A 25299-nucleotide genomic window follows, 5' to 3' on the forward strand; every position below is an offset into this window, starting at 1 on the left:
ACGAGCAGCCGCACCCTTGCGACCGAGGCGACGATGACGCCCGGTGCTCGTTGTATGTGTCGAATGCGCGCCTTCTGAGGGCCCCTTCCCCAGGTCTCACGCCCCGAAGCGAGACCGGCCGAGCCGCTCCCGGCACCCCCGTGTGAACCCGGACCGCTCCTGCCCCGCGCACGCGCCGAAGCCATCGTTTTCTGATGGTTCGACCCGTATCGCGTCCCCAGATGTTTGCCCCGTGCCCGGCACCCGCTGCGCCGCGCACTCGACAGCGACGGAAATCCTGTGATCACCACATCGGGCCTCACGAAGGTCTACCAGTCCCGTGGCCGAGAGGTCACCGCCCTGGACGGCGTCGACCTGCACGTCCGCCAGGGCGAGGTCTACGGAGTCATCGGCCAGAGCGGCGCCGGAAAGTCCTCCCTGATCCGCTGCGTGAACCTGCTCGAGCGCCCCACCTCCGGCACCGTGTCCGTCGACGGCGTCGACCTCACCGCCCTCGCCGGCCGGGGCCGCCGCGCCGGCAAGGAGCTCCGCGAGGCCCGCAGCCGCATCGGCATGGTCTTCCAGCACTTCAACCTGCTGTCCTCGCGCACCGTTCAGGGCAACGTCGAACTGCCCCTGGAGATCCTCGGGGTCTCCGGCCGCGAGCGCTCCCGCAAGGCCGCCGAGCTGCTCGACCTCGTCGGTCTCGCCGACAAGGCCAAGTCCTACCCCGGTCAGCTCTCCGGCGGCCAGAAGCAGCGCGTCGGCATCGCCCGCGCCCTGGCCGGCGACCCCAAGGTGCTGCTCTCCGACGAGGCCACCAGCGCCCTGGACCCCGAGACCACCCGCCAGATCCTCCAGCTGCTGCGCGACCTCAACCGCCAGCTGGGCCTGACCGTGCTGCTCATCACGCACGAGATGGACGTGGTCAAGTCCGTCTGCGACTCGGCCGCCCTCATGCGCAGCGGCCGGATCGTCGAGGCCGGTACCGTCACCGAGCTGCTGGCCACTCCGGGATCCGAGCTCGCCCACGAACTGTTCCCGCTGACCGGGTCCGCGACCACCGCGGAGCACACGGTCATCGACGTCACCTTCCACGGCGAGACCGCGACCCAGCCGGTCATCTCCCAGCTGGCCCGCACCTACAACATCGACATATCGATTCTCGGCGCCGCGATGGACACCGTCGCCGGCCGGCAGATCGGCCGCATGCGCATCGAACTGCCCGGCCGCTACGAGGACAACGTCGTGCCCGTCGGCTTCCTGCGCGAGCAGGGCCTGCAGGTGGACGTGGTGGAAGCGGACGTCGAGGCCGACGTCGACGTGGACGGCGAACTGGCCGAGCTGGTCAAGGATGGTGCGAAGTGACCTGGTCCGAAATGCAGCCGCTGCTCACGCAGGGCACCTTCGACACCCTCTACATGGTGCTGTGGTCCGCCCTGGTGACGATCGTGGGCGGCCTGCCCATCGGCATCCTGCTGGTCCTGACCGACAAGGGCGGCCTGCTCCAGAACCGAGCGGTCAACAAGGTCCTCGGCGTGATCGTGAACATCGGCCGCTCGCTGCCGTTCATCATCCTGCTGATCTTCCTGATTCCGGTCACCACGGCGATCGTCGGCACCTTCATCGGCCCCACCGCCATGATCGTCCCGCTCGCCATCGGCGCCATCCCCTTCTTCGCCCGGCTCGTCGAGACCGCCGTCCGCGAGGTGGACCACGGCCTGATCGAAGCCGTCGAGTCCATGGGCGGCGGCATCCCGACCCTCGTCGGCAAGGTGCTCCTCCCGCAGGCGCTGCCCTCGCTGATCGCGGCCGTCACCACCACCGTGATCACCCTGATCGGCTACTCGGCCATGGCCGGCGCCGTCGGCGGCGAAGGCCTCGGATCCAAGGCCATCACGTACGGCTTCCAGCGGTTCGAGACCGGCTTCATGATCGCCACCGTCGTGGTGCTGATCGTGCTCGTCACGGTGATCCAGCTGCTCGGCGACGGCGTGGTACGCCTCCTCGCGCGCCGCGGTCGGACAGCCTGAACCGGCCCGAGCCGGACATTCATCAACTTTTCCCAAGAAAGCCCGCACTTGTCGTGCTTGGGCCGTCATCCACACAGCAAGACGCAAGAAAGGCACTCTTCGTGCGCAAGAACATCAAGCTCACCGCCCTCGCCGCCACCGTCTCGGCGCTCGCCCTCGGCCTCACCGCCTGCGGCAGCTCCTCCGACCCGTCCTCCACCAAGGCCGACGGCGGCAAGACCGACGAGAGCAAGCCCCTGGTCGTCGCGGCGTCCCCGACCCCGCACGCCGACATCCTGAAGTTCGTCAAGGACAACCTGGCGGCCAAGGACGGCCTCAAGCTGGAGGTGAAGGAGTTCACGGACTACGTCCTGCCGAACACCGCCACCCAGCAGGGCCAGGTCGACGCCAACTACTTCCAGCACGTGCCGTACCTCGACGACTTCAACAAGAAGAACGGCACCGACATCGTGCCCGTCGTGAACGTGCACCTGGAGCCCCTGGGCCTGTACTCCAAGAAGTTCAAGGCCCTCACCGACATCAAGGCCGGCCAGACCATCGCCGTCCCCAACGACCCCACCAACGAGGGCCGCGCGCTCCAGCTGCTCGCCGCGAACAACCTCATCACCCTCAAGGAGGGTGTCGGCACCGGCGCCAAGCTGTCCGACATCACCGACAAGAAGGGCCTGGAGTTCAAGGAGCTGGAGGCCGCCACGGTCCCGCGCGCCCTGAACGACGTGGACGCCGCCGTCATCAACGGCAACTACGCCATCGAGGCCAAGCTCGTCCCGGCCAAGGACGCGCTCGTCCTGGAGAAGGCCGAGGGCAACCCGTACGCCAACATCCTGGCCGTCAAGAAGGGCAACGAGAACGACCCGCGGATCCAGAAGCTCGCCAAGCTCCTGAACTCCGACGAGGTCAAGAAGTTCATCGACGAGAAGTACCAGGGCTCGGTCATCCCGGCCTTCGGCAAGCCGGCCGCCTAGTTCCGGCCACGGCGCCGGACCTGCCCGGACCGGCCCGCCCGCCCGGCCCCGTACGCCCCACCGGCGTACGGGGCCGGGCTCTGCCCGCTTCCGGGCAGCCCGGCCCTGCACATCACCAGGCCCATGCTGCATGCTGTGGCCTACGACCCGCGGCTGCGGCCCGTAGGAACGGTCCCGCACCACGGTCGCCTCGCATCACGGTCGCACCACGGTCCCAGGCTTGGAGCTGCGCATGACTACCACCTTCCCGGACGTCACCATCAGCACGGACCGGCTGGTGCTGCGCCCCTTCGAGGAAGAAGACGTCACCGCGCTCGCCGAGATGATGAACGACGAACACGTCACCGCCTGGACCTCCGTCCCGCACCCCTACACCTACGCCGACGCCGTCACCTGGGCCACGAAGACCGCCCACGCCGAGCGCACCGAGGGCCGCGGCATCGTCTTCGCCGTCACCGAGTTCCTCACCCAGCGGCTGGTCGGCATCGTCCACCTGCAGGACACCGACTGGCGGACCCGCGCCACCGAGGTCGGCTACGTCACCGCCCCCTGGGCCCGCGGCGAGGGCTACGCCAGCGAGTCCGTCCGCGCCGTCGCCCGCTGGCTCTTCACCGACCAGGGCTTCGAACGCCTCGAACTGCGCACCGCCGCCGACAACACGGCATCCCAGCAAGTGGCGCAGAAGACCGGTTGCATCAGTGAAGGCGTCCTGCGCAACGCCTGCATAGTGCGCACCCAGAACCCCGACGGAACCTGGGCCGACACCCGCAGCGACCTCATCGTCTGGGGCCTGGTCCCCGAGGACCTGGACGAGGACGCCGACGGCTACTCCAGCTCCCACGACGACTACGGGAACGAGTACGGCGACGACTACGGGACCGACTACCGGACCGACTACGGAGACGGATACCAGGACGGCTACTCCGTGGGCCACGCGGACCCCCGAGCCGAAGCCCGCGACGCCTACCCGGCCCGCCCCGCCCACACCGACGACGCGAACGGCTACGCCCTCTTCTCCGACCGGAACTAACAGGCCGACCGGGTAGTCTCACGAAGCCCGACCCCCTCGACGAAGCTTCGCCCTGCTCCGGCCGCATCCGGGCAGGGCCCCTCCCACACCAGGAGACTGACGACGATGGCCGACCGGGTCACGGTGATCGGCTGGGACGGCTCCCCCCTGACCGCGGCAGCCCGGTCCGCGCTCTCCGCCGCCACTCTGGTGGCCGGCGCCGCCCACCACCTCGCACTCCCCGAAGTCCCGCCCACCGCCGAACGCGTGCGCCTGGGCAGCCTGCCCCTCGCCGCCCGCCGGATCGCCGGCCACCGCGGCACCGCCGTCGTCCTCGCCGACGGGGACCCCGGCTTCTTCGGCGTCGTACGGACCCTGCGCGCCCCGGAACACGGCCTGGAGGTGGAGGTCGTACCGGCCGTCTCCGCCGTCGCCGCCGCCTTCGCCCGCGCCGGGATGCCCTGGGACGACGCCCAGGTCGTCGTCGCCCACCGCCGCACCCTGCGCCGCGCCGTGAACGTCTGCCGCGCCCACTCCAAGGTCGCCGTCATCACCTCGCCCGGCGCCGGCCCCGCCGAACTCGCCCTGCTGCTCGAAGGCGTCCACCGCACCTTCGTCATCTGCGAGGAACTCGGCACCGACAAGGAACAGGTCACGGTCCTCACCTCCGACAAGGCCGCCGACCACAGCTGGCGCGACCCCAACGTGGTCATCGTCATCGGCGGTACGGGACCGGCCGCGGCCGCCGCCGAACCGGCCTGGCTGCTGGGCCGCAGCGCGGCCCCGGCCGCCGGCCGGGGCTGGGCCCGCCCGCAGATCGACGTGGGCGAAGGCGAGGCCACGCAGCTGCGCGCTGCCCAACTCGCCCGGCTCGGCCCGCGCACCGGGGATCTCGTCTGGGACATCGGCTCCGGCTCCGGAGCCCTCGCCGTGGACGCCGCCGCCCTCGGCGCCGCCGTCATCGCCGTCGACGCCGACCGGCACGCTTGCGAACGCACAACCGCAGCCGCCCGCGCCCGGGGCGTGCAGCTCCAGGTCGTCAACGGCCGCGCCCCGCACGTACTGGAAACCCTTCCCGAACCGGACGTCGTCCGCGTCGGCGGCGGCGGAGCCCAGGTGGTCGCCGCCGTCGCCGACCGGCGTCCCGAACGGATCGTCAGCCACGCCTCCACGCGCGACGAGGCGGAGGCCATCGGCCGGGTGCTGGCCGAGGGCGGGTACGCCGTCGAGTGCGCGCTGCTCCAGTCCGTCGGCCTGGACACCCGGACCTGGACCGAACAACAGCGCTCCGTGGTGTTCCTGCTGGCCGCCGAACGCCCCGTTCACCGCCCGGACCGTCCCTAGCCGCGAGCCCGGGGTAGGCTGGCCGATCGCCGCACCGCCCGGACGATTCGGGCATGCGGTACCGGCTGGACGCGCGACGTGGCGCAGTCCACAGAGGACCGTGGCGGTTATGGCCGCCGCGGTGGCGAACGGGCAGGACAATACTTACTGGTTGTCGTGCGGGCGTGCGTGAGGCCTCGTGGGCGACCGGGCAGTCGAAGAGGCAACACCGATGGGCGAGGGGTACGCATGACTGACACCGGCCAGGTTCCGGGCGAGGGTCTCCCGGACAGCACGGGCATGGTGGATCAGCCGGGCGTCCCCGCCCCTGCTCCCCTGTCTTCCCCGGCGACCGGGAGCTACGCCTTCCAGGACCTCGTGGACAACCCGGCCGAACCGGAGGACGAGGAACTGCTGCTGATGCCGAGCAGCCAGGGCGCGTGGAGCGACCCCCAGGTCGTCCCGCCGGTGCCCGCGTTCCCCGAGTTCCCCGAGCCCTCCGCGTACACGGACGCCCCCTACGCCGACTTCGGCGGGGCCCCCGAGTACCAGCAGCCCCACCCGGTCCAGCTTCCGGTCCCCGAGGCCCCGCTCGGCTTCGAGCCCGCCGGCTACCCGCAGCAGTCCTTCGACGGGCAGCCGTTCACGGAGCAGCCGTCCTTCGCCGACGCCTCCTACGCCGACGCCTCCTACGGCGCCGGTGCGCACGAGGCCGGCGGCCGGGATTCCGGCGCCCTTGACCTCGGCGGCCTCGTGGCCCCGCAGCCGCTGTCCGCTCCCCAGGCCCAGCCCCAGGCCCCGGTGGCGCCCGTCGCGGCGGCCCCGGTGCGGCGGCCGCTGCACATGGGCCCGGCCGTCCCCGAGGCCACCGGCGGAGTCGTACGGTCCCTCGCGGACCGCGGTCCGGCCGCGGCGCCGGCGCCCGCCGCCGCCCCCGTGCAGGCCCAGGCTCCGCTGACGCCGGCCGGGCCCGTGCCCGTTCCCGTCCCGGTCGCCTCCGTCCCCTCCGCCCCCGAGCCCGTGAACCCGGACCTGAGCACCCCGGCCACGCCCGTCCCGGTGCGCCAGTCCGGGCCGCCGACCACGGGGCCCGAGTACCTGGACTTCACGCAGGCCGAGGCCGGGCAGGTGCCGGGTGCGGCGCAGCAGCCGGTCGAGATCCCGGTCGAGATCCCGGTCCAGGCCGGGACGCCGTGGATCGTGGAGCCGGCTGCGGAAGCCGCGGCGGAGCCCGCCGGAGAGCCCGTGGCCGAGCCCGTCGCGGAGCCTGTCGCCGAGCCCGCCGCGGCCCCTGTCGCCTTCGCCGGGCCCGAAGCGGTGCTCGTGCCCGAGCCGGAGTCCGCGGCCGCGGCCGTGCCGCCGGCGGCGCCGGAGCCGGAGCCGGTCGCCGTGGCTCCTGCGGCCGAGCCGGTGCTCGTGGAGCCGGAGCCGGAGCCCGTCGCCGAACCCGTCGTCTTCGCCGAGCCCCAGCCCCAATCCGAGCTCCCCGTCGTACCGGTCCCCGAGGCCGTCGTCGCTGCCGTGGAGCCGGAGCCGCAGCCGGAGCCGCAGCCGGCAGAAACGGTGGTTCAGGCCGAGGAGCCGGAGCCGCTGCCGCTGCCCGAGGCCGTCCCCGTCGTGGTCCCCGGGATCGAGCCCGTCGCCCCGGCGCAGGCCGACGTACCGCTGGAGGCCGGTCAGGCCCCCGAGGCCGAAGCCGAGCCGGAAGCCGAGCCCGAAGCCGGGCTGGAACCGGAAGCCGACGCCGAGGCCCCCGCCACCGAGGCGGCCCCCGGATACGCCGACGCCGAGCGCGAGGCCGTCCTGCGCGTCATGCGCGAGCGCCGTGACATCCGCAAGGGCTTCCGCCGCGACCCGATCCCGCACGAGGTGCTGCTGCGCGTCCTGGAGGCGGCCCACACCGCGCCCAGCGTCGGCCACTCCCAGCCGTGGGACTTCGTCGTCATCAAGTCCGCCGAGACCCGCCGGACCATGCACGAGCTCGCCGAGCGCCAGCGCGAGGCCTACGCGAAGTCGCTGCCCAAGGGCCGCGCCAAGCAGTTCAAGGAACTCAAGATCGAGGCCATCCTCGACACCCCGGTGAACATCGTGGTCACCGCCGACCCCACCCGGGGCGGCCGCCACACCCTGGGCCGGCACACCCAGCCGCAGATGGCCCCGTACTCCTCGGCCCTCGCCGTGGAGAACCTCTGGCTCGCGGCACGCGCCGAGGGCCTCGGGGTCGGCTGGGTCAGCTTCTTCGACGAGCGCGAGATGGTCCGCGAGCTCGGTCTGCCGGAGCACCTGGAGGTCGTCGCCTACCTGTGCGTCGGCTACGTGGACGAGTTCCCCGAAGAGCCCGAGCTGATGCAGGCCGGCTGGTCGCAGCGGCGTCCCCTCGCCTGGGTCGTCCACGAGGAGACGTACGGGCGCCGCGCGCTGCCCGGCGAGGAGCCGCACGACCTGCTCTCCGAGACGGTCGCCAGCATCCGTCCGCTCGACGCGAAGGCGCTCGGCGAGGCGTGGGAGCGGCAGAAGCGCATGACCAAGCCCGCCGGGGCCCTGGGCATGCTCGAAATCATCTCGGCCCAGCTGTCCGGCCTCTCGCGGGTCTGCCCGCCGCCGATCCCGGAGCCGGCCGCGGTCGCGATCTTCGCGGGTGACCACGGGGTGCACGCCCAGGGAGTCACCCCCTGGCCGCAGGAGGTCACCACGCAGATGGTGGCCAACTTCCTGGGCGGCGGCGCGGTGTGCAACGCGTTCGCCAACCAGGTGGGCGCGGAGGTCTGCGTGATCGACGTCGGCGTCGCGGGTGACCTTCCGGCCACGCCGGGGCTGCTGCCGCGGAAGGTCCGCGCGGGCACGGCGGACCTGTCGGTCGGCCCCGCGATGACCCGCGAGGAGGCCGTCGCGGCGATCGAGGTGGGCATCGAGACGGCCCGCGACCTGGTCGCGGCGGGGAACAAGGCGCTCCTGACGGGCGAGATGGGCATCGCCAACACCACGGTGTCGGCGGCGCTGATCTCGGTCTTCACCGGGGTGGACCCGGGCGAGGTCACCGGGCGCGGCACGGGGATCAACGACGAGACCCACGCCCGTAAGGTCGAGGTCGTGCGGCGCGCGCTGGAGCTCCACCAGCCCGATCCGGCGGACCCGATCGGCGTCCTGGCGGCCATCGGCGGCCTGGAGCACGCGGCGATCGTGGGCCTGCTCCTGGGTGGAGCCTCGCTGCGGACCCCGGTGATCCTGGACGGGGTCAGCGCCGGCGCGGCCGCGCTGGTGGCCCGTGCGATCGCTCCGGAGTCGCTGTCCGCGTGCATCGCGGGACACCGCAGTGCGGAGCCGGGGCACGTGGCGGCACTGAACAAGCTCGGGCTGCGCCCGCTGGTCGACCTGGACCTGCGGCTCGGCGAGGGTACGGGGGCGCTGCTGGCGCTGCCGCTGGTGCAGAGTGCTGCGCGGGCGATGCACGAGGTGGCTACGTTCGACTCGGCGGGTGTCACGGAGAAGTAGGCCGGCCGGCTCGCTGCGGGGGCCGGTGCCGGGGGCGGGGTGGGGTGTCGTCCGGGACTCATGATTTATGGCGCCCTGTGCACCCTGCGTCCCGTGTGGCCTGTTTCCGCGCCAACAAATCACGTTTTACGTCCCGGACGACACCCCACCCCGCCCCCGACACCGGCCAATCCAGCCCCTCCGGCGTTTGAGGAGCGGGGGTCCGGGGGCGGAGCCCCCGAAGGGGGCCGGGGCGGAGCCCCGGTTTCGGGAAGGGGCGGGGTGGGGAATGCCCCGCAGGGCCCCCGGTCAGCCCCCGCCGGCCCGGCGGCCCCGTGGCCGCCCCGGGCGGGAGGCTCCGTACGGGCCGGGGATCATGGGGCGGGAGCCCCGTGGCCTGGGGCGGAGCCGAGGGGTGGTCCGGGCACCGCCCGGCCAGGGCAAAGGCCCCCGAGGCGACCACCGCGCAGGTGGGTCGTATCGTGGACCCCGGACGGGCCACCGCACGTCACCGCCCGATCAGCCGCTCCAGCGACGCAGCGGCCCGCCGTCACCGCCGCATCAGGAGCCGCAACCGCCATGGGACACCCGGCACACCCCGCCTACCCCGTCGGACTCCGCCTCACGGGCCGCCGCGTCGTCGTGATCGGCGGTGGCCAGGTCGCCCAGCGCCGCCTGCCCTCGCTCATCGCGGCCGGCGCCGACATCGTCCTCATCTCGCCCTCTGCGACCCCCTCCGTGGACGCCATGGCGGAGACCGGGGAGATCCGCTGGGAGCGCCGCCGCTACGAGGCCGGTGACCTGGCCGGCGCCTGGTACGCCCTGGTCGCCACCCGGGACCGTGCCGCCAACGACGCCGCCTCCGCCGAAGCGGAGCGCGAGCGGATCTGGTGCGTCCGGGCCGACGACGCCGAGGCCGCGAGTGCCTGGACCCCGGCCACCGGCCGGGTGGAGGGCGTCACCGTGGCCGTGCTGAGCGGCAACGATCCCCGCCGTTCCGCCGCCGTGCGCGACGCGGTCGTCGAGGGGCTGCGGGACGGCTCCCTGACCGCCGCCCGCCCGCACACCCCCGGCGTGTCCCTCGTCGGCGGCGGTCCGGGCGACCCGGACCTGATCACGGTCCGCGGGCGGCGCCTGCTCGCCGAGGCCGATGTGGTCATCGCCGACCGGCTGGGCCCCCGTGACCTCCTCGACGAGCTCCCGCCGCACGTCGAGGTCATCGACGCCGCGAAGATCCCGTACGGCCGGTTCATGGCCCAGGAGGCCATCAACGACGCCCTCATCACGCACGCCAAGGCCGGCAAGGCCGTGGTCCGGCTCAAGGGCGGGGACCCGTACGTCTTCGGGCGGGGGATGGAGGAGCTCCAGGCCCTCGCCGAGGCGGGCATCCCCTGCACCGTCGTGCCGGGCATCTCGAGTTCGATCTCCGTGCCCGGCGCGGCCGGCATCCCGGTCACCCACCGCGGCGTGGCCCACGAGTTCACCGTGGTCAGCGGCCACGTCGGTCCCGACGACCCGCGCTCCCTCGTGGACTGGGCCTCGCTGGCCAAGCTCACCGGCACCCTGGTCATCCTGATGGGCGTCGACAAGATCGGGCTGATCGCCGAGGCGCTGGTCCGGCACGGCCGCCCCGCCGACACCGCCGTGGCCGTCATCCAGGAGGGCACGACCGCGGCGCAGCGCCGCGTGGACGCCACCCTGGCGACGGTCGGCGAGACCGTCCGGGTCCAGGAAGTGCGGCCGCCCGCCGTCATCGTGATCGGCGACGTGGTGAAGGTGCACCGGCCCGCCGCCGAGTGACACCCCGCCATCCCGCAACCCCGCAGAGCCGTTGGCACCGCACCCAGGACAAGGCAGTATCACCCTGTGGCTGATCTCATCACCGTCGAGGACCCCGACGACCCGCGCCTGCGCGACTACACGGGCCTGACCGACGTAGAACTCCGGCGCAGGCGCGAGCCCGCGGAAGGTCTCTTCATCGCCGAGGGCGAGAAGGTGATCAGACGCGCCAAGGACGCCGGGTACGAGATGCGCTCGATGCTGCTCTCCGCGAAGTGGGTCGACGTCATGCGCGACGTCATCGACGAGCTCCCGGCCCCGGTCTACGCCGTCAGCCCGGAGCTCGCCGAGCGCGTCACCGGCTACCACGTGCACCGCGGCGCCCTCGCCTCCATGCAGCGCAAGCCGCTGCCCACGGCCGAGGAACTGCTCGCCACCACCCGGCGCGTGGTCATCATGGAAGCGGTGAACGACCACACCAACATCGGCGCCATCTTCCGCAGCGCGGCCGCCCTCGGCATGGACGCGGTGCTGCTCTCGCCCGACTGCGCGGACCCGCTGTACCGGCGCTCCGTCAAGGTCTCCATGGGCGCCGTGTTCTCCGTCCCGTACGCCCGGCTGGAGGCCTGGCCCAAGAGCCTGGACTCGGTGCGCGAGGCGGGCTTCAAGCTGCTCGCCCTCACCCCGCACCAGAAGGCTTCGCCGATCGACGTGGCGGCTCCGCAGGACCTGGAGCGGGTCGCGCTGATGCTGGGCGCGGAGGGGGACGGGCTGTCGACGCAGGCACTGGTCGCGGCCGACGAGTGGGTGCGGATCCCGATGGCGCACGGGGTGGACTCGCTGAACGTGGGTGCGGCCGCGGCCGTCGCCTTCTACGCGGTGGCCAGCGGCCGCCCGTAGGGCCCGGAAGCTCCCTAGAGCTTCTGGGCCAGCGCGATGCCCAGCGCCACGAGCAAGGTCACCACGACGAAGACGATCAGGCGCTGGCGCATCAGCCTGGGGTCCGGCCGTGACGGCCGCCGCCCCGTGCCCGTCGTACGGGGAGCCGGGCGGCCGCCCGTACGCCCCGCGGTGGAGCCGGGACCCCGGGAGCCGGTGCCCCGGGCCGCGGAGGGCCGCGAGTCCGGCCCGCCGCGCGGTCCCTGACCCTTGATCTGCGCCTTCCCCTGGCCGGCTCCGGTTCCGGTGCCCGGCCGCCCCGGGGCGGGGGTGCCGACGGTCCGGCGCTCCGTGCGCTGCTCGGCGTACCCCGCGGTGTCCTCTACGTAGCCCTCGGGCAGCCGCCCCGTCGGCCGGTCGGTGCGCGCCCGCTGCGCCGGAGGGCGGATGTCGCCCATCCCGTGCGCCTCGCGGGCCGCGATCTCCTTGAGCCGCATCGACAGCTGGAGGGTGCTCGGCCGCTCGTCGGGGTCCTTCGCCAGGCAGGCCCGTACGAGGGGCGCGAGCGCGTCCGGGACACCCTGGAGATGCGGCTCCTCGTGCACCACCCGGTACAGCATGACCTCGGAACTGCCGTGCCCGAAGGGCGAGTCGGCGGTGGCCGCGTAGGCGAGGGTGGCGCCGAGGGAGAAGACGTCCGTGGCGGGGGTGACGGCTGCGCCGCGCACCTGCTCGGGAGCGAGGAAGCCGGGGGAGCCGACGGCCGTTCCCACGTGGGTGAGGGTGCTGGCGCCGGTGGCCCAGGCGATCCCGAAGTCGATGATGCGGGGACCCTTGGGGGACAGCAGGATGTTCGAGGGCTTGAGGTCGCGGTGGACCACCCCGGCCTCGTGCACGGCGACCAGCCCCTCGGAGAGCGCGGCGCCGATCGCGGCGATGGCCGCGGCCGTCAGGGGGCCCTCCTCGGCCACCTTGTCGTGCAGGGAGGGGCCGGGCACGTACTGGGTGGCGAACCAGGGGCGCTCCGCCTCCAGGTCCGCGGCGACCAGCCGCGCGGTGCACCCGCCGCGGATCCGCCGGGCGGCGGAGACCTCGCGCGCGAAGCGCGAGCGGAACTCCTGGTCCTCGGCGAGATCGGGTCGGATCACCTTGAGCGCGACGCGCTGTCCGCGCCGGTCGGAGCCCAGGTAGACGACGCCCATGCCGCCCGCGCCGAGGCGCCGGTGCAGCCTGAACGAGCCGACGACACGCGGGTCCTCGCGCCGGAGCCGCATCATCGCCATGTCCACCCCGCTGACCGGTCGTCCTGTTGACGTGGCACAGCTTACGGACCATCCGGCATGCGCGCTCAGAGGCCGCGCCCTCGCCGGGATATTCGATTGTCAGTACGGGGCAGTCCACTTGGGGAATCTCCGGGCCACCGGTAGGACGCATGTGCGGAGAGCCCTGGTCCGGTCAAGCCGGGCCGGTGGCAAGGGAATTGGGATGAGGGGCGGGGTGGCGGGGGAGGGATGGCCGTCGCGGCGGCCGGGCCCGCCCGGTTGATCTTGGGACTGCCTGGTCGGCGGCCGGGCGTGTGCGGTGAGTGACGGAAGTGAGCGAAGTCACCACGCTCCGGTCATCCCCTCCGGGAAGACCCTCAGACCGGGGGGCGGGTCTCCACCCAGGGGAGTACGCGAGAGGTGGACTCCTCATCCTCCTGGAGGCCAGGCAATGGGTACGAAGGCATGAGGCCAGGAGCCCGTCCCGCGCCTAGTGTTGAGGTCAAGCGGCGGGTGGAGAACACTCGTCCCCCGAGGTCATCAACCCGCCGCTGCCAAACGACAGGGAGAGGACCATGGCGGACATCGCACGGCAGGGACGCAAGGCATTCGCGTTCAACGGCCATGAGTCCGGTCGTCGCCATCCACTGGTGGCCGCGGCCATGGTGCTCCCCCTGGCCGCCCTCCTGCTCTTCCTCTTCGGAGGCTTCGACCAGGTGGCGGCACAGGCGTCGTCCGTAAGCGTGATGCTGGGGCGCTGAGCGGCGCCCCGGGCCCAGGAGAGCGGCCTGGGCCGGGACTGTCACCGGCCGAACCCCGTGGGGACGGGGGAGCGGTCGACGGACGGCAGGTGAAGGGTGCTGCGCGTACGGCTGGGGAGCCGGACGCGCAGCACCCTTTTTACTGCCCCTGCGGCATTCCGCGTCCGTCCGGCGGATCGGACGCTGCCGCCCGGCCGCGCGCTGCGTACGCTCGTGCCGAGGAGCACCCGCCCGGGGTGCGGGGCACGGGGAGAGCCGACGCGTGGTTCCGCTGGAGCGAGTGAGCGCGGCCGATCTCGCCGCGTACGCGGGCGCGGCGGAGTACGTCCTCCTCGCGGACCGCGACGACGGCACCGTGGTCCGCTGCGGGGACGTCGTGGCCAAGGCGCACGCGGGCGACAGCGATCCCGACGCCCTGGCGGTACGGATCCGCGTGGCCGGGGACCCCGCGCTGGCCGGGGTGCTGCTGGCCCCGCTGCGCACCGGGCTCGGCCTGCTCGGATCCCGCCCCGTCTCCTTGTGGCCCTACGGTGCTCCGGTGGCTCCGGACCGCCCCGAGGAGGCCCCCTGGGAGCCGGCCGCGGAGCTCCTGGCCGCCCTCCACCTGACCCCGCTCCACCACCTCCCGTACCCGGTCCCCCCGATGCGCGGCCCGGCGAAGCTCGCCCGGGCCCTGCACCGCCTCGACGCGGCCCACCCGCCCCGGGCCCGCGTCCAGGTCCGCGCCCCCGCCGGGCCGCCCGGTCCGGCAGCCGGGGAACGGGCTGCGGAAGGGCCCGCGCAGCGGCCGGCCGGGCGCGGGATCCCCGGACGCACGGCCGGGGTGAGGATCCCGGGCCGCCCCGCCGGGGACACCGACCCCGACGCCGCGCGGATGGCCCGGCTCGTACGGGCCGCCGCGGCCACGCTCCCGGGCTGGGCCCGGGGTGAGGGGCCGCCGCCGTCCGGCGGGGCGCTCTGCCACGGCGACCTGCACCTCGGGCAGCTGGTGCGGAGCCCCGCCGGGGGCTGGCGGCTGATCGACGTGGACGACCTGGGACTCGGCACGCCCGCCTGGGACCTGGCCCGGCCCGCGGCCTGGTACGCCGCCGGCCTGCTGGACACCCGGACCTGGCTGCGCTTCCTCGACGCCTACCGCGCCGCCGGCGGTCCCGCAGCCGGTGCGCCCGGCTGCGACCCCTGGCCGGAACTGGACCTCGCGGCCCGCGCGCTCACCGTGCAGACGGCCGCGCTGGCCCTCGCCAAGGCCGCCCGCGAGCACCGCCGACTCGACGACGTGGAGCGGATGATGGTGGAAGCCTGTGCCCGAATCGCCTCCGTCCGGGCCGACTTGGAGCCGAAGACCCCGTCGTAGGGTGAGCCGCACGCCACGGGGTACGCATCCGGTGTCTACGCGAACGGCGAGGAGTTGATCCGGTCATGCAGTGTCCGAAGTGTCACGCGATGATGCACACGTACAACCGCAACGGTGTCCAGATAGAGCAGTGCAGCGGCTGCCGCGGCATCTTCCTCGACTACGGGGAGCTGGAGGCGCTGACCCGGCTGGAGTCCCAGTACACCTCCCAGTACGGCCAGGTCCCGCCCCCGGCCGCGCCGCCGGCCCCGGCCGGGTACCCGCAGCAGCACGCTGCCCCCGCGCCCGCCTGGGGCGCCCCGCAGCACGGCGGTCACGGCCACGGGCACGGCCACCGCAAGGGCGGCTTCGGCCGGATGCTCTTCTCTTCCTGAGCCCATCTGAGTCCGCGCGCGAACACGCGAAAGCCCCGGCCGTGGGAACGGCCGGGGCTTCCGGACAACTGGTGCGCGATACTGGGATTGAACCAGTGACCTCTTCCGTGTCAGGGAAGCGCTCTCCCGCTGAGCTAATCGCGCGGGACCACGTTCACGGTGCGAGCACCGCCGGTGGCAAGTGTGAAGCATACTGCGTGCGCGATACTGGGATTGAACCAGTGACCTCTTCCGTGTCAGGGAAGCGCTCTCCCGCTGAGCTAATCGCGCGGGGATCCTTGCGGACCAGTGGACGATACTGGGATTGAACCAGTGACCTCTTCCGTGTCAGGGAAGCGCTCTCCCGCTGAGCTAATCGTCCTTGGAGGTGGAGACGGGATTTGAACCCGTGTAGACGGCTTTGCAGGCCGTTGCCTCGCCTCTCGGCCACTCCACCATGGAGCAAGAAGGGGGTCCTCGGGAAGATGATCCCCCACCTTTGAGCGGACGACGAGACTCGAACTCGCGACATCCACCTTGGCAAGGTGGTGCTCTACCAACTGAGCTACGTCCGCAGGTCGCCGTGTTCGCTCCGGGGTTTTCCCCTTCGCTCCCTGGCGACGTGTTGAACTCTAGCGGATTCCCGGGCCAGCTCAAAAACGCGTTTCCGCAGCGTGCTGCCGCCCGATCACCGCCGGTCACCCGGCGGACGCCTCACCGGCGCCCCGGCGTCACCGGTCATAGACTCGCAGCCGTGCACGACCTGCCTCCCCTGGCCCGCTTCGGCGGCCTTCTCGCGACCGATCTCCGAGATGTCACCAGTGATCCCGCCGCCCTGGACTCCACCGGGTTCTGGGCGGTGACGGCCGACTTCGAAGGCCGACTCGTCTGCGCGCGCTTCGGGGACGTACGCCCCGATCCGGTGCCGGCGCCCGTCCCCGGGGCCTGGGACGGCCCCGACGCCGACGAGTGGACCTCCTCGCTCGACCGCGCCGCCTACACCGCCGGCGTACGCCGCATCCGCGAGCACATCGAGGCGGGGGAGGTCTACCAGGCCAACCTCTGCCGCGTGATGTCCGCGCCGCTCCCCGATCCGGCGGGCGCCGATGTGGACGCCCTGACCGCGCTCCTCGCTCGCGGCAACCCGGCCCCGTATGCAGGAACGATTCGGCTGCCGGCCCACGGGGTCGAGATCGCCACCGCTTCTCCCGAGCTCTACCTGCGCCGCGCGGGCCGCCGCGTCGAGTCCGGCCCGATCAAGGGCACCGGCCGCACCGCCGCCGATCTGCTGCCCAAGGACCACGCCGAGAACGTGATGATCGTGGACCTCGTGCGCAACGACCTCGGCCGGGTCTGCGCCACCGGCTCCGTGACCGTCCCGGAGCTCTGCGCGCTCGAGGAGCACCCGGGCCTGGTCCACCTCGTCTCCACCGTCGCCGGGGAACTCGCCGAAGGCGCGGGCTGGCCCGAGCTGCTCGCCGCGACCTTCCCGCCCGGCTCCGTCACCGGAGCCCCCAAATCCTCCGCCCTGCGGATCATCGAGGCCCTGGAGACCGCCCCCCGCGGCCCCTACTGCGGAGGCATCGGCTGGGTCGACGCCGACCGCGGCACGGCCGAGCTCGCCGTCGGCATCCGGACCTTCTGGATCGACCGCGCGGCCCCCGGCGGGCCCCGGCTGCTCTTCGGCACCGGCGCCGGGATCACCTGGGGCTCCGACCCCGACCGCGAATGGGCGGAGACCGAGCTGAAGGCCGCCCGGCTGCTGCGGGTAGCGTCGGGAGCGATCGAATCGAGCGCGGCCGGCGTGACCGGCGTACAGACGGACGAAAGCGGGAGGACCGTACGGTGAGGATCTGGCTCGACGGAGCACTGCGGGACACGGACGAGGCGAAGGTGTCCGTGTTCGACCACGGTCTCACCGTCGGCGACGGGGTCTTCGAGACGCTCAAGGCGGAGCGCGGGGCCACCTTCGCGCTCACCCGGCACCTGGAGCGGCTGACCCGCTCCGCCCGGGGGCTCGGCCTCCCGGATCCGGACCCGGAGGAGGTGCGCCGGGCCTGCGCCGCCGTACTGGAGGCGAACCCGGTGCCGCTCGGCCGGCTTCGGGTCACCTACACCGGCGGCGTCTCCCCGCTCGGCTCCGACCGCGGCGAGGCCGGTCCGACGCTGATCGTCGCTCTGGCCGGGTCCACCCGCCGCCCCGACACCACCTCCGTGGTCACCGTGCCGTGGGTGCGCAACGAGCGCTCCGCCGTGGTGGGCCTGAAGACCACCTCGTACGCCGAGAACGTGGTCGCGCTCGCCGCCGCCCACCGGGCGGGTGCCTCCGAGGCCCTCTTCGCCAACACCGTCGGACGGCTCTGCGAGGGCACCGGCTCCAATGTGTTCGTCGTCCTCGACGGGCAGCTGCACACCCCGCCCGTGGCCTCCGGCTGCCTCGCGGGCATCACCCGGGCCCTCGTCGCCGAATGGTGCGGGGCCAAGGAGACCGACCTGCCCTTCGAGGCGCTGGAACAGGCCGAGGAGGTCTTCCTGACCTCCTCCCTGCGCGACGTCCAGGCCGTCCTACGGATCGACGGGCGCGAGCTGGGCTCCGCCCCCGGCCCCGTCACCGCCGAGGCCATGCGGATCTTCGACGCCCGCTCCGCCGAGGACCCCGACCCCCGCTCCTGACCGGGACCGGACCATTCCGCTGTGCTTCGGGCCGCGGGGCGGGTAGAACTCGACTGATGACCACCACCCTGCGGCCGAGCGGGCCGCTTCAGCAGAGCACCGGCGGGGCGCGCTCGCGCCCGTACGAGATCCGCGTCAACAGCAGGCGCGTCGGCGCCCTGCTGCTCGCCGCGGACACCCCCTTCGGGCCGACGGTCGCCGAGATCCGCGAACTCGCCGTCGACGAGCCCGACCGGCGGCGCGGCCGCGCCACGGTGGCCGCGCTCGCCGCCGAGGAAGTGCTGCGCGGCTGGGGCTGCCGCCGGGTGCGCATCTCGGTCCCGGCCGGCTCGGCGGGCGGCCTGCGGCTGGCCGCAGCCCTCGGGTACGCCGAGTACAGCCGCAACATGGCCAAGGAACTCCCGGCCGGGCCGCCCGCCCTCTCCGAGGGGGTCACGGGCCGCCCGATGACGGAGGCCGAGTTCGGGACCTGGCTCGCGGCGGGCCGGGAGGAGTACGCGCAGAACTGGATCAGCCGCGGCATGCCCGCCGAGGCCGCGCACACGAAGTCGGCGAACGACCACGCGGCCATGCTGCCCCTGGGCCTCGCGACCCCGGGCGTGAGCATCTCCGTACTGGAGGCGGCCGGCGTCCCCGTCGGCAGCGTCTGGGTCGCGCCGAGCGGCGGGGACTCGTACGTCTACGACGTCGCGGTCGCCGAGGAGCACCGCGGCCGCGGCTACGGCCGGGACCTGATGCTGCTCGCGGAACGCACCGCGCTGGCCGCCGGCCACCGGATGCTCGGGCTGCACGTCTTCACCGACAACGTCCCGGCCCTGCGGCTCTACGAGTCCCTCGGCTACCGGACGACCAACCTCAACTACGCCAAGGACCTGATCTAGCCCGCGGCGAGCAACCGGTCGGCGATCTCCTCGATGCGCCCGCGCAGGCCGTCCTGGCTCTTGCCGCCGTCGAGGCGCTCCCCGCCGATCACGTAGGTCGGGGTCCCGGTCACGCCGATCGCCTTGCCCTCGGCCTGGTCGGCGTCCACGATCAGGATGTGCCGGCCGTCGATCAGCGCCGTGTCGAACTCCTCGGCGTCCAGGCCCAGTTCACGCGCGACCTCGACGAGCAGCGATTCGCCGGCCTTGTCGAGCTCCGCGGTGCGGGCGAGGAGGGCCTCCACGTACGGCCAGCCCTGTCCCTGCTCGGCGGCCTCCTCCGCGGCCTGCGCGGCGGCGAAGGCGTGCTTGTGCTTCTCCAGCGGGAAGTGGCGCAGCCGGATGTCCAGCCGGTCGCCGTAGCGGGCCCGCAGGGCGCGCACGTCGTCCAGAGCGCTGTGGCAGTCCGGGCACTGGAGTTCGCACCAGACGTCGAGGATCACGGAATCGGTCATACGGACAGTCTCCCAGCCCGCGGGGGCGGGCCGGACCGGGACCTGGGGAGGAGTCCCGACCCGGAGATGTCCCGGAGATCCGCCCGCGACGGGCCCCGGCCATGGCCCCGGCCGGGGTCACCGGTGCAGGATGGATGGGGACAGAACGCCCGGCCCGCCGGCCGGGTCCCGCCGCGGCCCCTGTGGCCGTCCCGCCCCTGGAGGCCCCGCATGCTCGCCGAGACCATTTGCTCCGCGGTGTCCGCGGCGGGCCTGGGCATCGCCGCGCTGACCGCCTACCGCAAGCGATTCCTCGCGGCCACCCGGATCGCGGCGTACTCGCTGGTGCCCGTCGGCCTGGTGATGACGGGCGTCGTGGCGTGGGCGACCGGGATCGTCTTCAAGCCGACCGTCTGGGCCGGGTTCGGCGTGCTGGGACTGGCCTGGCTGCTCTTCGTGACCACCCGCGCGATAGAGCGGCGCGGCGTGGACGCGGGGGAGGGGAAGCAGAAGCGGCCGAAGGCCGCCAAGGGCCGCCCGGCCCAGGAGGCCGTGGCACCGGCCGCCTCCGCGCCCTCGCTGGGTGACGGTGCCCGACCGCGGCCGACCGCGGCCGCCGCCCCCGCCGAGGACTTCTCCGACATCGAGGCGATCCTCAAGAAGCACGGCATCTGACCGATCCCGGCCGGGAACCACCTGATCTGACGGGATCCGGTGAACTCGCGCGCCCCGTCTGGCGTGTTGAGCGGCGCGCGCGGGCCTGCTGGGCCATCATCGCCCCGACATGCCCGACACATCATCGGGTGAGCCCGCCGTTCCCGCGCCGGCCACCGTTCCCGTCGCCGAGGAGCCGAGAGGCTGCCTCTTCGCGCTCTCCCAGCCGCCCCTGATGATCTTCCTAGCCGTGATCGGCGGTCTGCTGCTGCTCGCCGCCGTCCACGATCTCTTCCTGCTCTGAGCCGGGCTCCGTCTCCAGCTCCGATTTGCGCCGGGCCCGGTACGCCGCCACGTGCAGCCGGTTCCCGCACGTACGGCTGTCGCAGTAGCGCCGGGAGCGGTTGCGGGACAGGTCGACGAAGGCCCGCCGGCAGTCCGGGGCCTCGCAGCGGCGCAGCCGCTCCTGCTCGCCGGAGACCACGATGAAGGCCAGTGCCATGCCGCCGTCGGCCGCCAGGTGGTCGCCCACCGAGGCGCCCGGGGCGAAGTAGTGCACGTGCCAGTCGTAGCCGTCGTGGTTGGTCAGCTGCGGGGTGGTCCCGGCCGTCGCCACCAGTTCGTTGATCAGTACGGCGGCCGCGCGCGAGGTCGGCGCCGCGAAGACCTGCGCGAACTTGCCGCGGACCGTGCGCACGCCGGCCAGGTCCCGGGCGCTGAGCTCGCCGACGTCGCTGATCGAGTAGTCGTGGACGAAGCCGCGCAGCGCGTTCACGTCCGCCAGCGCGTCGGGCTGTTCCGTCTCGGCCGAGGTGTTCACCAGAGCGACGACGACGTCGAGCGCGCGACGGGTGTCGTGGGGGATCTGCACGGGGTCTCCCTGGAGGGCCGGGCCTGCGGTGGCGGTCGGCTGCCGCCGCTGGTGGCCGACTCTAGCGGGTCACCCGAAAGCGCACCGGCGCCGTCCGCGCGGGTGGCTTCCGCGTGAACAGCGCCGGCACTTCCGTATGTGGTTGTCCGCCGTGCACCGTCGCCCCGAGTCGGACGGTGTCGGGCGGCCCCCGGGGTCAGCCGGGGGAGGGTTCCCTCTGTAGGCCTGGCTCAGGATTCGGCCAGGATGTGGGAGAGCTCCTTGTCGAGGTCGAAGTGCCGGTGTTCGGTTCCTGGTGGAACCGCGGCGTCCGTCCGCTTGAGGAACGACTCCAGTGCTCGGGCGGGTGCTTCGAGCAGTGCTTCTCCCTCCGGTGAGCTCAGGGCGATGCAGACCACTCCCTGACCGTGACTGCGGGACGGCCAGACTCGGACGTCGCCGGTACCGGTGGGCCGGTGAAGACCCTCTGCGAGGAGGTCGCGGGCGAATACCCATTCGACCGTCTCCTCGGCGCCGGTGTGGAAGGTGGCGTGCACGGCGTAGGGATCGGCCGTGTCATACCGCAGGCCCGCCGGAACAGGCAGTGAGGACTCGCTCGACACAACGAGGCGCAGGTGCAGCTCGCAGCTGACCGTGGTGTTCATAAGCGCCAGGGCCTTTCGCTCAGTGTGCGCTCGGGGATTCGCACGTCGGCGAAATCGACATGCCACCTACGGTGCCGTTGTAAACCCCTCTGACCGTTTTGCGGACCTCTGGGTCCCTCGGACGGCGGATCCAAACCGTCATTCACGTGTGCTGGGACCTCCGGTAGATTCGTCCCCATGAACACGGGGAGTGACCGCGAGGCCAACGAGTCCGCAGCCGAATCCGCAGCCGAATCCACAGGGGGTTCCGCCGCGGCGGAGACGCCGCACGTCTCCAAGGCGCCGGCCTTCATCAAGGCCCGCCGGAGCCTGCACCTGAGCTGGCAGGTCGGAGTCTTCATCGTCGGCCTCGCCGTCATCGGCGCCGGCGTCGCCATGCTCGTGCTGCCCGGCCCGGGCTGGGTGGCGATCTTCGCGGGCCTCGCGATCTGGGCCACCGAATTCGCCTGGGCCCACCTCGCCCTGCGCTGGACCAAGCGCAAGGTCAGCGAAGCCGCCCAGAAGGCCCTGGACCCGAAGGTCCGCCGCCGCAACATCATCCTGACCAGCGTCGGGCTCGCCATCGCGGCCGTCCTGATCGGGTTCTACCTGTGGAAGTACGGGCTCCAGCTGCCCTGGAACAACGAGGTGAAGTGAGCCCGCCCGACCATGGCGGAGAGCACCGCTGACATGCGGTAATGTTTGCGGTGCGTCCGGGCGATTAGCTCAGTGGGAGAGCACTTCGTTCACACCGAAGGGGTCACTGGTTCGAACCCAGTATCGCCCACCCGGACCAGAGGCCCGGAGACTTTCACAGTCTCCGGGCCTCCGGCATTTTCACCCGTCCGGCCCCGGCCCGGGCCGCGCCGGGCTACCTCAGACGGCCGATCGCCTCCCGCAGCCGGCGGGCGTCGCGCAGTCGCTTCTCGTAGGTCGCCCCCACCACCAGCAGCAGCACCCCCGCCAGGGCCGGCGGCAGCCAGCGCGGCAGCGCGTCCACCACCTGGACGACGTACGGGGTCAGCTCGTGCAGTGCCACCGCCGCCAGCGTCGCCCCGCCCAGCAGCAGCGGTGCCCGGAGCCGGCCGCGGGCGCCGGCCAGGGTCACCCCGAGCGCGGCCGTCCCCAGCAGCAGCGGCCGCAGCCAGTGCGGATCGCCCCACACCGCGAGGGTGCTCGGCAGCAGGGTCGCCGCCAGGCCCGGCCCGTACACCGTCCAGGATCCGGCCTGCGGATCACGGCGCCGCCGCAGGAGTCCCACGGCCAGCGCCGCCGCCGTCACCGGCAGGGTGTACGCCTCGGGCACCGTCACCTCCGAAGCCGCGAGCCGGACCCAGGTCGCCGCCACGAACAGCGCCCCGGCAGGCCCGCCCGCCGCCGACCGGCGCTCCGGCCGCACGGCCGCCGCCGCGCACACCACCCCGGCCAGCGCCAGGACCAGCGCGAGCACCGGGGCGTCCCCGGTGGCCAGGGCCACCGCGAGGAGACCCGCCGCGGCCGCCGCGACCTCCGCCGGGACCCGTACGCCGCCCAGCCGCGGCCCGAGCGCCGCCACCGCCGCCGGGACCACCAGCACCGGCGGGGCCCACCAGGCCACCGGCCGCTCCAGCAGGGCGCCCAGCGCCACCACGAGGAGCGCCGCGTACCCGACGGCGAGCGCCGCCGCCCCCGAGCGGGCCCACACCGGGGCCGGCCGGTACGCCGCTCCCGCCGCGCAGGCGGCCCCCAGCAGGCCGAGCACCCCGAAGGTGGCCAGCCGGCCGTCCAGGGCCGCCACGGACACGCTCAGGGCCCCTGCGAGCGCGCAGGCCCCCGCCGCGATTCCCGCGACCGCCGTGGACCGCAGCGCCAGCAGTCCCGCCGCCAGGGTCACCGCGAGCTGGGCCGCGAAGGCCGCGCCCGGGGCCGCTCCGAGCACCACCGGGGCCGTGAACAGCGCCGCCCAGCCCAGGACCACCGCCACCGGCCCCGGCTCCCGGCGCCCGGGGAGGACCCGGACCAGCCACCACGCGGCCCCGGCCGCCAGCAGCAGCGCCACCAGCGGAGCCGACTCCAGGGCGTTGCCCGCCGTCGGGTCGGGTGTCGTCGCCGACCAGACCTCCTCCAGCACCCGCAGCCGGCCCACCAGCACCGTCGCCGCCCAGACCAGGGCGGTCACCGCCTCCAGGGCGGCCACCCCCGCACCGGCCAGCGCGAGGCCGCGCCGGACCGGACCCGGGAGCGCGGAGACCCGTAGGGCCCCCAGCAGGGCCAGGGCCACCAGCAGGTACGCCACCGCGGCCCAGGGCGGGCGCAGCTCCGGAGCCGCCAGGCCGCCCAGCGCAGCCACCGCGGTGAGGCCGCCGGCCGCGGCGAACGCCGCCGGGATCCGGGCGGAGCGGCACGCCACCGTCACCGCGAGGGCGGCCACCGCCGCCAGCAGCACCGACGGCTGCAGCGCCGCGCCCGCCGAGTCCGCTGCCGCCGTTTCCGTCAGGCCCGTCAGGAGCGCGGCCCCGCCCGCCACCGAGCCCGCCGCCCCCGCCCAGACGGACAGGCGCCCCGGCCGCAGCAGCGCGAGCCCCGCGTCCAGGGCCGCCGTCGCCAGCAGCGCCCAGCCCACCCCCTGCTCCGCGGTCCCGGCGGCCAGCGCCGCCAGCGGCAGCGGGAGCTGCGCCGTCAGCAGGGCCGCGGGGACCGGGATCCGCAGCGCGGGCAGGAACTGCCCGTACCCCGCCCACCCCGCCGCCAGCACCGCGGCCGCGCCCGCCGCGTACGCCGTGCCGTCCGTGTCCGGCATGCCGACGGCGTACAGCGCGTACGCGTCCAGCACCGTCAGCAGCAGGCCGACGGCGGCCACCGCCTCGGCGGTGGAGCGCAGCCCCCGGCGCAGCAGCGCCACCGGGGCGCCCAGCGCCGCCGCCGTCACCACCGCGAGCACGGCGCTGCGCCCGGCGATCCCCAGGGAGCCCCAGCTGACCAGGGTGAACGCCAGGGCCGCGACCGCCAGCAGTACCGCACCCAGCACCAGCAGCACGTTCTGCGCACCGGGAGCCGGAGCCTGCATCCCCGGCGCGGGCGCGGGCGCCGGTGGCGGGGTCGGCGCACCCCAGGCCCGGGGGGCCTGGGCGCCCAGGAGCCAGGCGCGGCGGCTCAGCAGGAAGTGGCGCCGGGCGTCGAGCTGTATCAGTTCCCGGTCGATGAGCACGAGCTCCTCGGCCGGCGGCAGGGGGTTGTCCATGGTTCGGAGTGTGGCGCCCGTCACCCCGTCAGGACATGGGTGCGCGTACTCATCTCCGGGCGGGTTCGGCCTGAGTACCGGGTGCGCGCCCCCGGAGCACGCGAGACTGGGGACATGGACCGAAGCAACCGCAGCGCCAACACCGCTGACCGGTGGACCCGTTACCGCTTCCGCAGCGTGTGGGACCTCGGCGCGGCGCCCGTCCGCGTCTACGCCGCCCTGGAACGCCCCGAGTCCTATCCCCAGTGGTGGCCCCAGATACGGGCCGTCGCCCCCGCCGCCGCCGACGGCGGCGGCACCGCCTTCATCCGCTCCGCCCTCCCGTACACCCTGCGCGTCAGCGCTGCCGAACTGCTGCGGGACCCCGTGCGCGGCATCCTGGAGGTCGCCCTGCTCGGTGACCTGGAGGGCTGGGCGCGCTGGACCGTACGACCGCGGCACGGAGGGACGCGGGCCCTGTACGAGCAGGAGGTCGAGGTGCGCCGCCCCCTGATGCGGGTGTTCGCCGTCCCCGGGCGGCCGCTGTTCCGGCTCAACCACACCCTGATGATGCGGGCCGGGCGGCGGGGGCTCGCCGCGCATCTGGCGGCCCGGCCGGAAGCGGTTTGAACCAGCCCCCGGCCTTCTGTATTGTTCACACCGTTCCCGGGCGATTAGCTCAGCGGGAGAGCACTTCGTTCACACCGAAGGGGTCACTGGTTCGATCCCAGTATCGCCCACCGGGACAGGCCGGTCC

General features: G+C 73.6%; 22 protein-coding genes, 7 tRNA genes and 1 pseudogene. 20 read left to right on the top strand and 10 right to left on the bottom strand.

What is annotated here, in order from left to right; translation table 11 throughout:
• The first annotated feature begins 279 nt into the window (after positions 1-279).
• From NLX94_RS22760 to NLX94_RS22795, 8 genes and pseudogenes are all read left to right on the top strand, one after another.
• A complete protein-coding gene (locus NLX94_RS22760) occupies positions 280-1347 on the top strand; it encodes a methionine ABC transporter ATP-binding protein (RefSeq protein WP_254384850.1) in 1068 nt (355 codons plus the stop codon).
• A complete protein-coding gene (locus tag NLX94_RS22765; protein WP_254384851.1) occupies positions 1344-2012 on the top strand; it encodes a methionine ABC transporter permease in 669 nt (222 codons plus the stop codon). The genes NLX94_RS22760 and NLX94_RS22765 overlap by 4 nt, the downstream gene beginning before the upstream one ends.
• Before the next feature lie 101 nt (positions 2013-2113).
• Positions 2114-2977: a MetQ/NlpA family ABC transporter substrate-binding protein gene (locus NLX94_RS22770; protein WP_254384852.1), complete on the top strand. Its 864-nt coding sequence runs from the start codon at positions 2114-2116 to the stop codon at positions 2975-2977.
• 232 nt (positions 2978-3209) lie between these two features.
• Positions 3210-3821, top strand: a pseudogene (locus NLX94_RS22775) (GNAT family N-acetyltransferase); the annotation flags it as partial.
• Between the two features lie 291 nt (positions 3822-4112).
• Positions 4113-5330: a precorrin-6y C5,15-methyltransferase (decarboxylating) subunit CbiE gene (gene cbiE, locus NLX94_RS22780; RefSeq protein WP_254384853.1), complete on the top strand. Its 1218-nt coding sequence runs from the start codon at positions 4113-4115 to the stop codon at positions 5328-5330.
• Between the two features lie 228 nt (positions 5331-5558).
• A complete protein-coding gene (gene cobT, locus NLX94_RS22785) occupies positions 5559-8801 on the top strand; it encodes a nicotinate-nucleotide--dimethylbenzimidazole phosphoribosyltransferase (protein WP_254384854.1) in 3243 nt (1080 codons plus the stop codon).
• A 558-nt stretch (positions 8802-9359) separates the two neighbouring features.
• A complete protein-coding gene (gene cobA, locus NLX94_RS22790; protein ID WP_254384855.1) occupies positions 9360-10580 on the top strand; it encodes a uroporphyrinogen-III C-methyltransferase in 1221 nt (406 codons plus the stop codon).
• A 66-nt stretch (positions 10581-10646) separates the two neighbouring features.
• On the top strand, positions 10647-11459 hold the full coding sequence (locus NLX94_RS22795) for an RNA methyltransferase (protein WP_254384856.1): 813 nt from the start codon (positions 10647-10649) through the stop codon (positions 11457-11459).
• Positions 11460-11473: 14 nt separating this feature from the next.
• Here the strand turns inward: NLX94_RS22795 and NLX94_RS22800 are convergent, their stop codons facing one another.
• Positions 11474-12721, bottom strand: coding sequence for a serine/threonine-protein kinase (locus NLX94_RS22800; protein WP_254384857.1), 1248 nt, complete (start codon positions 12719-12721; stop codon positions 11474-11476).
• Between the two features lie 554 nt (positions 12722-13275).
• Between NLX94_RS22800 and NLX94_RS22805 the strand changes: the two genes are divergently transcribed.
• The 3 genes from NLX94_RS22805 (at position 13276) to NLX94_RS22815 (ending at position 15189) form a co-directional block, all read left to right on the top strand.
• Positions 13276-13461, top strand: coding sequence for a hypothetical protein (locus NLX94_RS22805; RefSeq protein ID WP_254384858.1), 186 nt, complete (start codon positions 13276-13278; stop codon positions 13459-13461).
• Between the two features lie 280 nt (positions 13462-13741).
• On the top strand, positions 13742-14815 hold the full coding sequence (locus NLX94_RS22810) for an aminoglycoside phosphotransferase family protein (RefSeq protein ID WP_254384859.1): 1074 nt from the start codon (positions 13742-13744) through the stop codon (positions 14813-14815).
• 65 nt (positions 14816-14880) lie between these two features.
• Positions 14881-15189 (top strand): zf-TFIIB domain-containing protein, encoded by a 309-nt coding sequence (locus NLX94_RS22815; RefSeq protein ID WP_254384860.1) that lies wholly within the window; start codon positions 14881-14883, stop codon positions 15187-15189.
• 69 nt (positions 15190-15258) lie between these two features.
• On the opposite strand, the gene NLX94_RS22820 is transcribed toward NLX94_RS22815, so the two are convergent.
• The 5 genes from NLX94_RS22820 to NLX94_RS22840 all read right to left on the bottom strand — a co-directional run bounded on the left by NLX94_RS22820 (position 15259) and on the right by NLX94_RS22840 (position 15743).
• Positions 15259-15333 (bottom strand) — tRNA-Val (locus NLX94_RS22820).
• 54 nt (positions 15334-15387) lie between these two features.
• Positions 15388-15459, bottom strand: a tRNA-Val gene (locus NLX94_RS22825).
• Positions 15460-15478: 19 nt separating this feature from the next.
• Positions 15479-15550, bottom strand: a tRNA-Val gene (locus NLX94_RS22830).
• A 1-nt stretch (position 15551) separates the two neighbouring features.
• Positions 15552-15625: transfer RNA gene (locus NLX94_RS22835), tRNA-Cys, on the bottom strand.
• A gap of 45 nt (positions 15626-15670) precedes the next feature.
• Positions 15671-15743, bottom strand: a tRNA-Gly gene (locus NLX94_RS22840).
• 179 nt (positions 15744-15922) lie between these two features.
• Here NLX94_RS22840 and NLX94_RS22845 point away from each other — a divergent pair.
• Genes NLX94_RS22845 through NLX94_RS22855 form a run of 3 tightly spaced genes read left to right on the top strand, consistent with a single transcriptional unit; the run spans position 15923 to position 18722 of the window.
• Positions 15923-17017 (top strand): chorismate-binding protein, encoded by a 1095-nt coding sequence (locus NLX94_RS22845; protein WP_254384861.1) that lies wholly within the window; start codon positions 15923-15925, stop codon positions 17015-17017.
• Positions 17014-17841, top strand: a complete 828-nt coding sequence (locus tag NLX94_RS22850; protein WP_254384862.1) for an aminodeoxychorismate lyase — start codon at positions 17014-17016, stop codon at positions 17839-17841. The genes NLX94_RS22845 and NLX94_RS22850 overlap by 4 nt, the downstream gene beginning before the upstream one ends.
• A 56-nt stretch (positions 17842-17897) precedes the next feature.
• A complete protein-coding gene (locus tag NLX94_RS22855) occupies positions 17898-18722 on the top strand; it encodes a GNAT family N-acetyltransferase (protein WP_254384863.1) in 825 nt (274 codons plus the stop codon).
• On the opposite strand, the gene NLX94_RS22860 is transcribed toward NLX94_RS22855, so the two are convergent.
• A complete protein-coding gene (locus tag NLX94_RS22860) occupies positions 18719-19216 on the bottom strand; it encodes a DsbA family protein (protein ID WP_254384864.1) in 498 nt (165 codons plus the stop codon). The genes NLX94_RS22855 and NLX94_RS22860 overlap by 4 nt on opposite strands.
• A 210-nt stretch (positions 19217-19426) precedes the next feature.
• Between NLX94_RS22860 and NLX94_RS22865 the strand changes: the two genes are divergently transcribed.
• Both NLX94_RS22865 and NLX94_RS22870 read left to right on the top strand, forming a co-directional pair.
• The gene (locus NLX94_RS22865; protein WP_254384865.1) at positions 19427-19870 is read left to right on the top strand and encodes a hypothetical protein; all 444 of its coding nucleotides are present in this window, start codon (positions 19427-19429) and stop codon (positions 19868-19870) included.
• 109 nt (positions 19871-19979) lie between these two features.
• Positions 19980-20153, top strand: coding sequence for a hypothetical protein (locus NLX94_RS22870; protein WP_254384866.1), 174 nt, complete (start codon positions 19980-19982; stop codon positions 20151-20153).
• Here NLX94_RS22870 and NLX94_RS22875 read toward each other — a convergent pair.
• Both NLX94_RS22875 and NLX94_RS22880 read right to left on the bottom strand, forming a co-directional pair.
• Complete coding sequence (locus NLX94_RS22875; RefSeq protein WP_254384867.1) at positions 20094-20720, bottom strand: CGNR zinc finger domain-containing protein; 627 nt, start codon at positions 20718-20720, stop codon at positions 20094-20096. The two genes, NLX94_RS22870 and NLX94_RS22875, sit on opposite strands and share 60 nt — an antisense overlap.
• A gap of 230 nt (positions 20721-20950) precedes the next feature.
• Positions 20951-21364: an SsgA family sporulation/cell division regulator gene (locus NLX94_RS22880; protein ID WP_030011909.1), complete on the bottom strand. Its 414-nt coding sequence runs from the start codon at positions 21362-21364 to the stop codon at positions 20951-20953.
• A 177-nt stretch (positions 21365-21541) separates the two neighbouring features.
• On the opposite strand from NLX94_RS22880, the gene NLX94_RS22885 reads away from it, so the two are divergent.
• Positions 21542-22000, top strand: coding sequence for a TIGR02611 family protein (locus tag NLX94_RS22885; protein WP_254384868.1), 459 nt, complete (start codon positions 21542-21544; stop codon positions 21998-22000).
• A 58-nt stretch (positions 22001-22058) separates the two neighbouring features.
• Positions 22059-22130: transfer RNA gene (locus NLX94_RS22890), tRNA-Val, on the top strand.
• A gap of 84 nt (positions 22131-22214) precedes the next feature.
• Here NLX94_RS22890 and NLX94_RS22895 read toward each other — a convergent pair.
• Entirely contained in the window at positions 22215-24563 is a 2349-nt protein-coding gene (locus tag NLX94_RS22895; RefSeq protein WP_254384869.1) for an SCO7613 C-terminal domain-containing membrane protein, read from the bottom strand.
• A gap of 114 nt (positions 24564-24677) precedes the next feature.
• Here NLX94_RS22895 and NLX94_RS22900 point away from each other — a divergent pair, with 114 nt between their 5' ends.
• A complete protein-coding gene (locus NLX94_RS22900) occupies positions 24678-25172 on the top strand; it encodes an SRPBCC family protein (protein WP_254384870.1) in 495 nt (164 codons plus the stop codon).
• A gap of 38 nt (positions 25173-25210) precedes the next feature.
• Positions 25211-25282: transfer RNA gene (locus NLX94_RS22905), tRNA-Val, on the top strand.
• Positions 25283-25299 lie beyond the last annotated feature (17 nt).

The organism is Streptomyces sp. TBY4, from assembly GCF_024213195.1.
GTDB lineage: Bacteria > Actinomycetota > Actinomycetes > Streptomycetales > Streptomycetaceae > Streptomyces.

Excerpts from the sequence above, each read along its gene's own strand:
- cbiE (WP_254384853.1), top strand. The coding sequence starts at position 4,113 with ATGGCCGACCGGGTCACGGTGATCGGCTGGGACGGCTCCCCCCTGACC.
- cobT (WP_254384854.1), top strand. The coding sequence starts at position 5,559 with ATGACTGACACCGGCCAGGTTCCGGGCGAGGGTCTCCCGGACAGCACG.
- cobA (WP_254384855.1), top strand. The coding sequence starts at position 9,360 with ATGGGACACCCGGCACACCCCGCCTACCCCGTCGGACTCCGCCTCACG.
- NLX94_RS22800 (WP_254384857.1), bottom strand. The coding sequence starts at position 12,721 with ATGGCGATGATGCGGCTCCGGCGCGAGGACCCGCGTGTCGTCGGCTCG.
- NLX94_RS22805 (WP_254384858.1), top strand. The coding sequence starts at position 13,276 with ATGGCGGACATCGCACGGCAGGGACGCAAGGCATTCGCGTTCAACGGC.
- NLX94_RS22815 (WP_254384860.1), top strand. The coding sequence starts at position 14,881 with ATGCAGTGTCCGAAGTGTCACGCGATGATGCACACGTACAACCGCAAC.
- NLX94_RS22855 (WP_254384863.1), top strand. The coding sequence starts at position 17,898 with ATGACCACCACCCTGCGGCCGAGCGGGCCGCTTCAGCAGAGCACCGGC.
- NLX94_RS22860 (WP_254384864.1), bottom strand. The coding sequence starts at position 19,216 with ATGACCGATTCCGTGATCCTCGACGTCTGGTGCGAACTCCAGTGCCCG.
- NLX94_RS22865 (WP_254384865.1), top strand. The coding sequence starts at position 19,427 with ATGCTCGCCGAGACCATTTGCTCCGCGGTGTCCGCGGCGGGCCTGGGC.
- NLX94_RS22870 (WP_254384866.1), top strand. The coding sequence starts at position 19,980 with ATGCCCGACACATCATCGGGTGAGCCCGCCGTTCCCGCGCCGGCCACC.
- NLX94_RS22880 (WP_030011909.1), bottom strand. The coding sequence starts at position 21,364 with ATGAACACCACGGTCAGCTGCGAGCTGCACCTGCGCCTCGTTGTGTCG.
- NLX94_RS22885 (WP_254384868.1), top strand. The coding sequence starts at position 21,542 with ATGAACACGGGGAGTGACCGCGAGGCCAACGAGTCCGCAGCCGAATCC.
- NLX94_RS22895 (WP_254384869.1), bottom strand. The coding sequence starts at position 24,563 with ATGGACAACCCCCTGCCGCCGGCCGAGGAGCTCGTGCTCATCGACCGG.
- NLX94_RS22900 (WP_254384870.1), top strand. The coding sequence starts at position 24,678 with ATGGACCGAAGCAACCGCAGCGCCAACACCGCTGACCGGTGGACCCGT.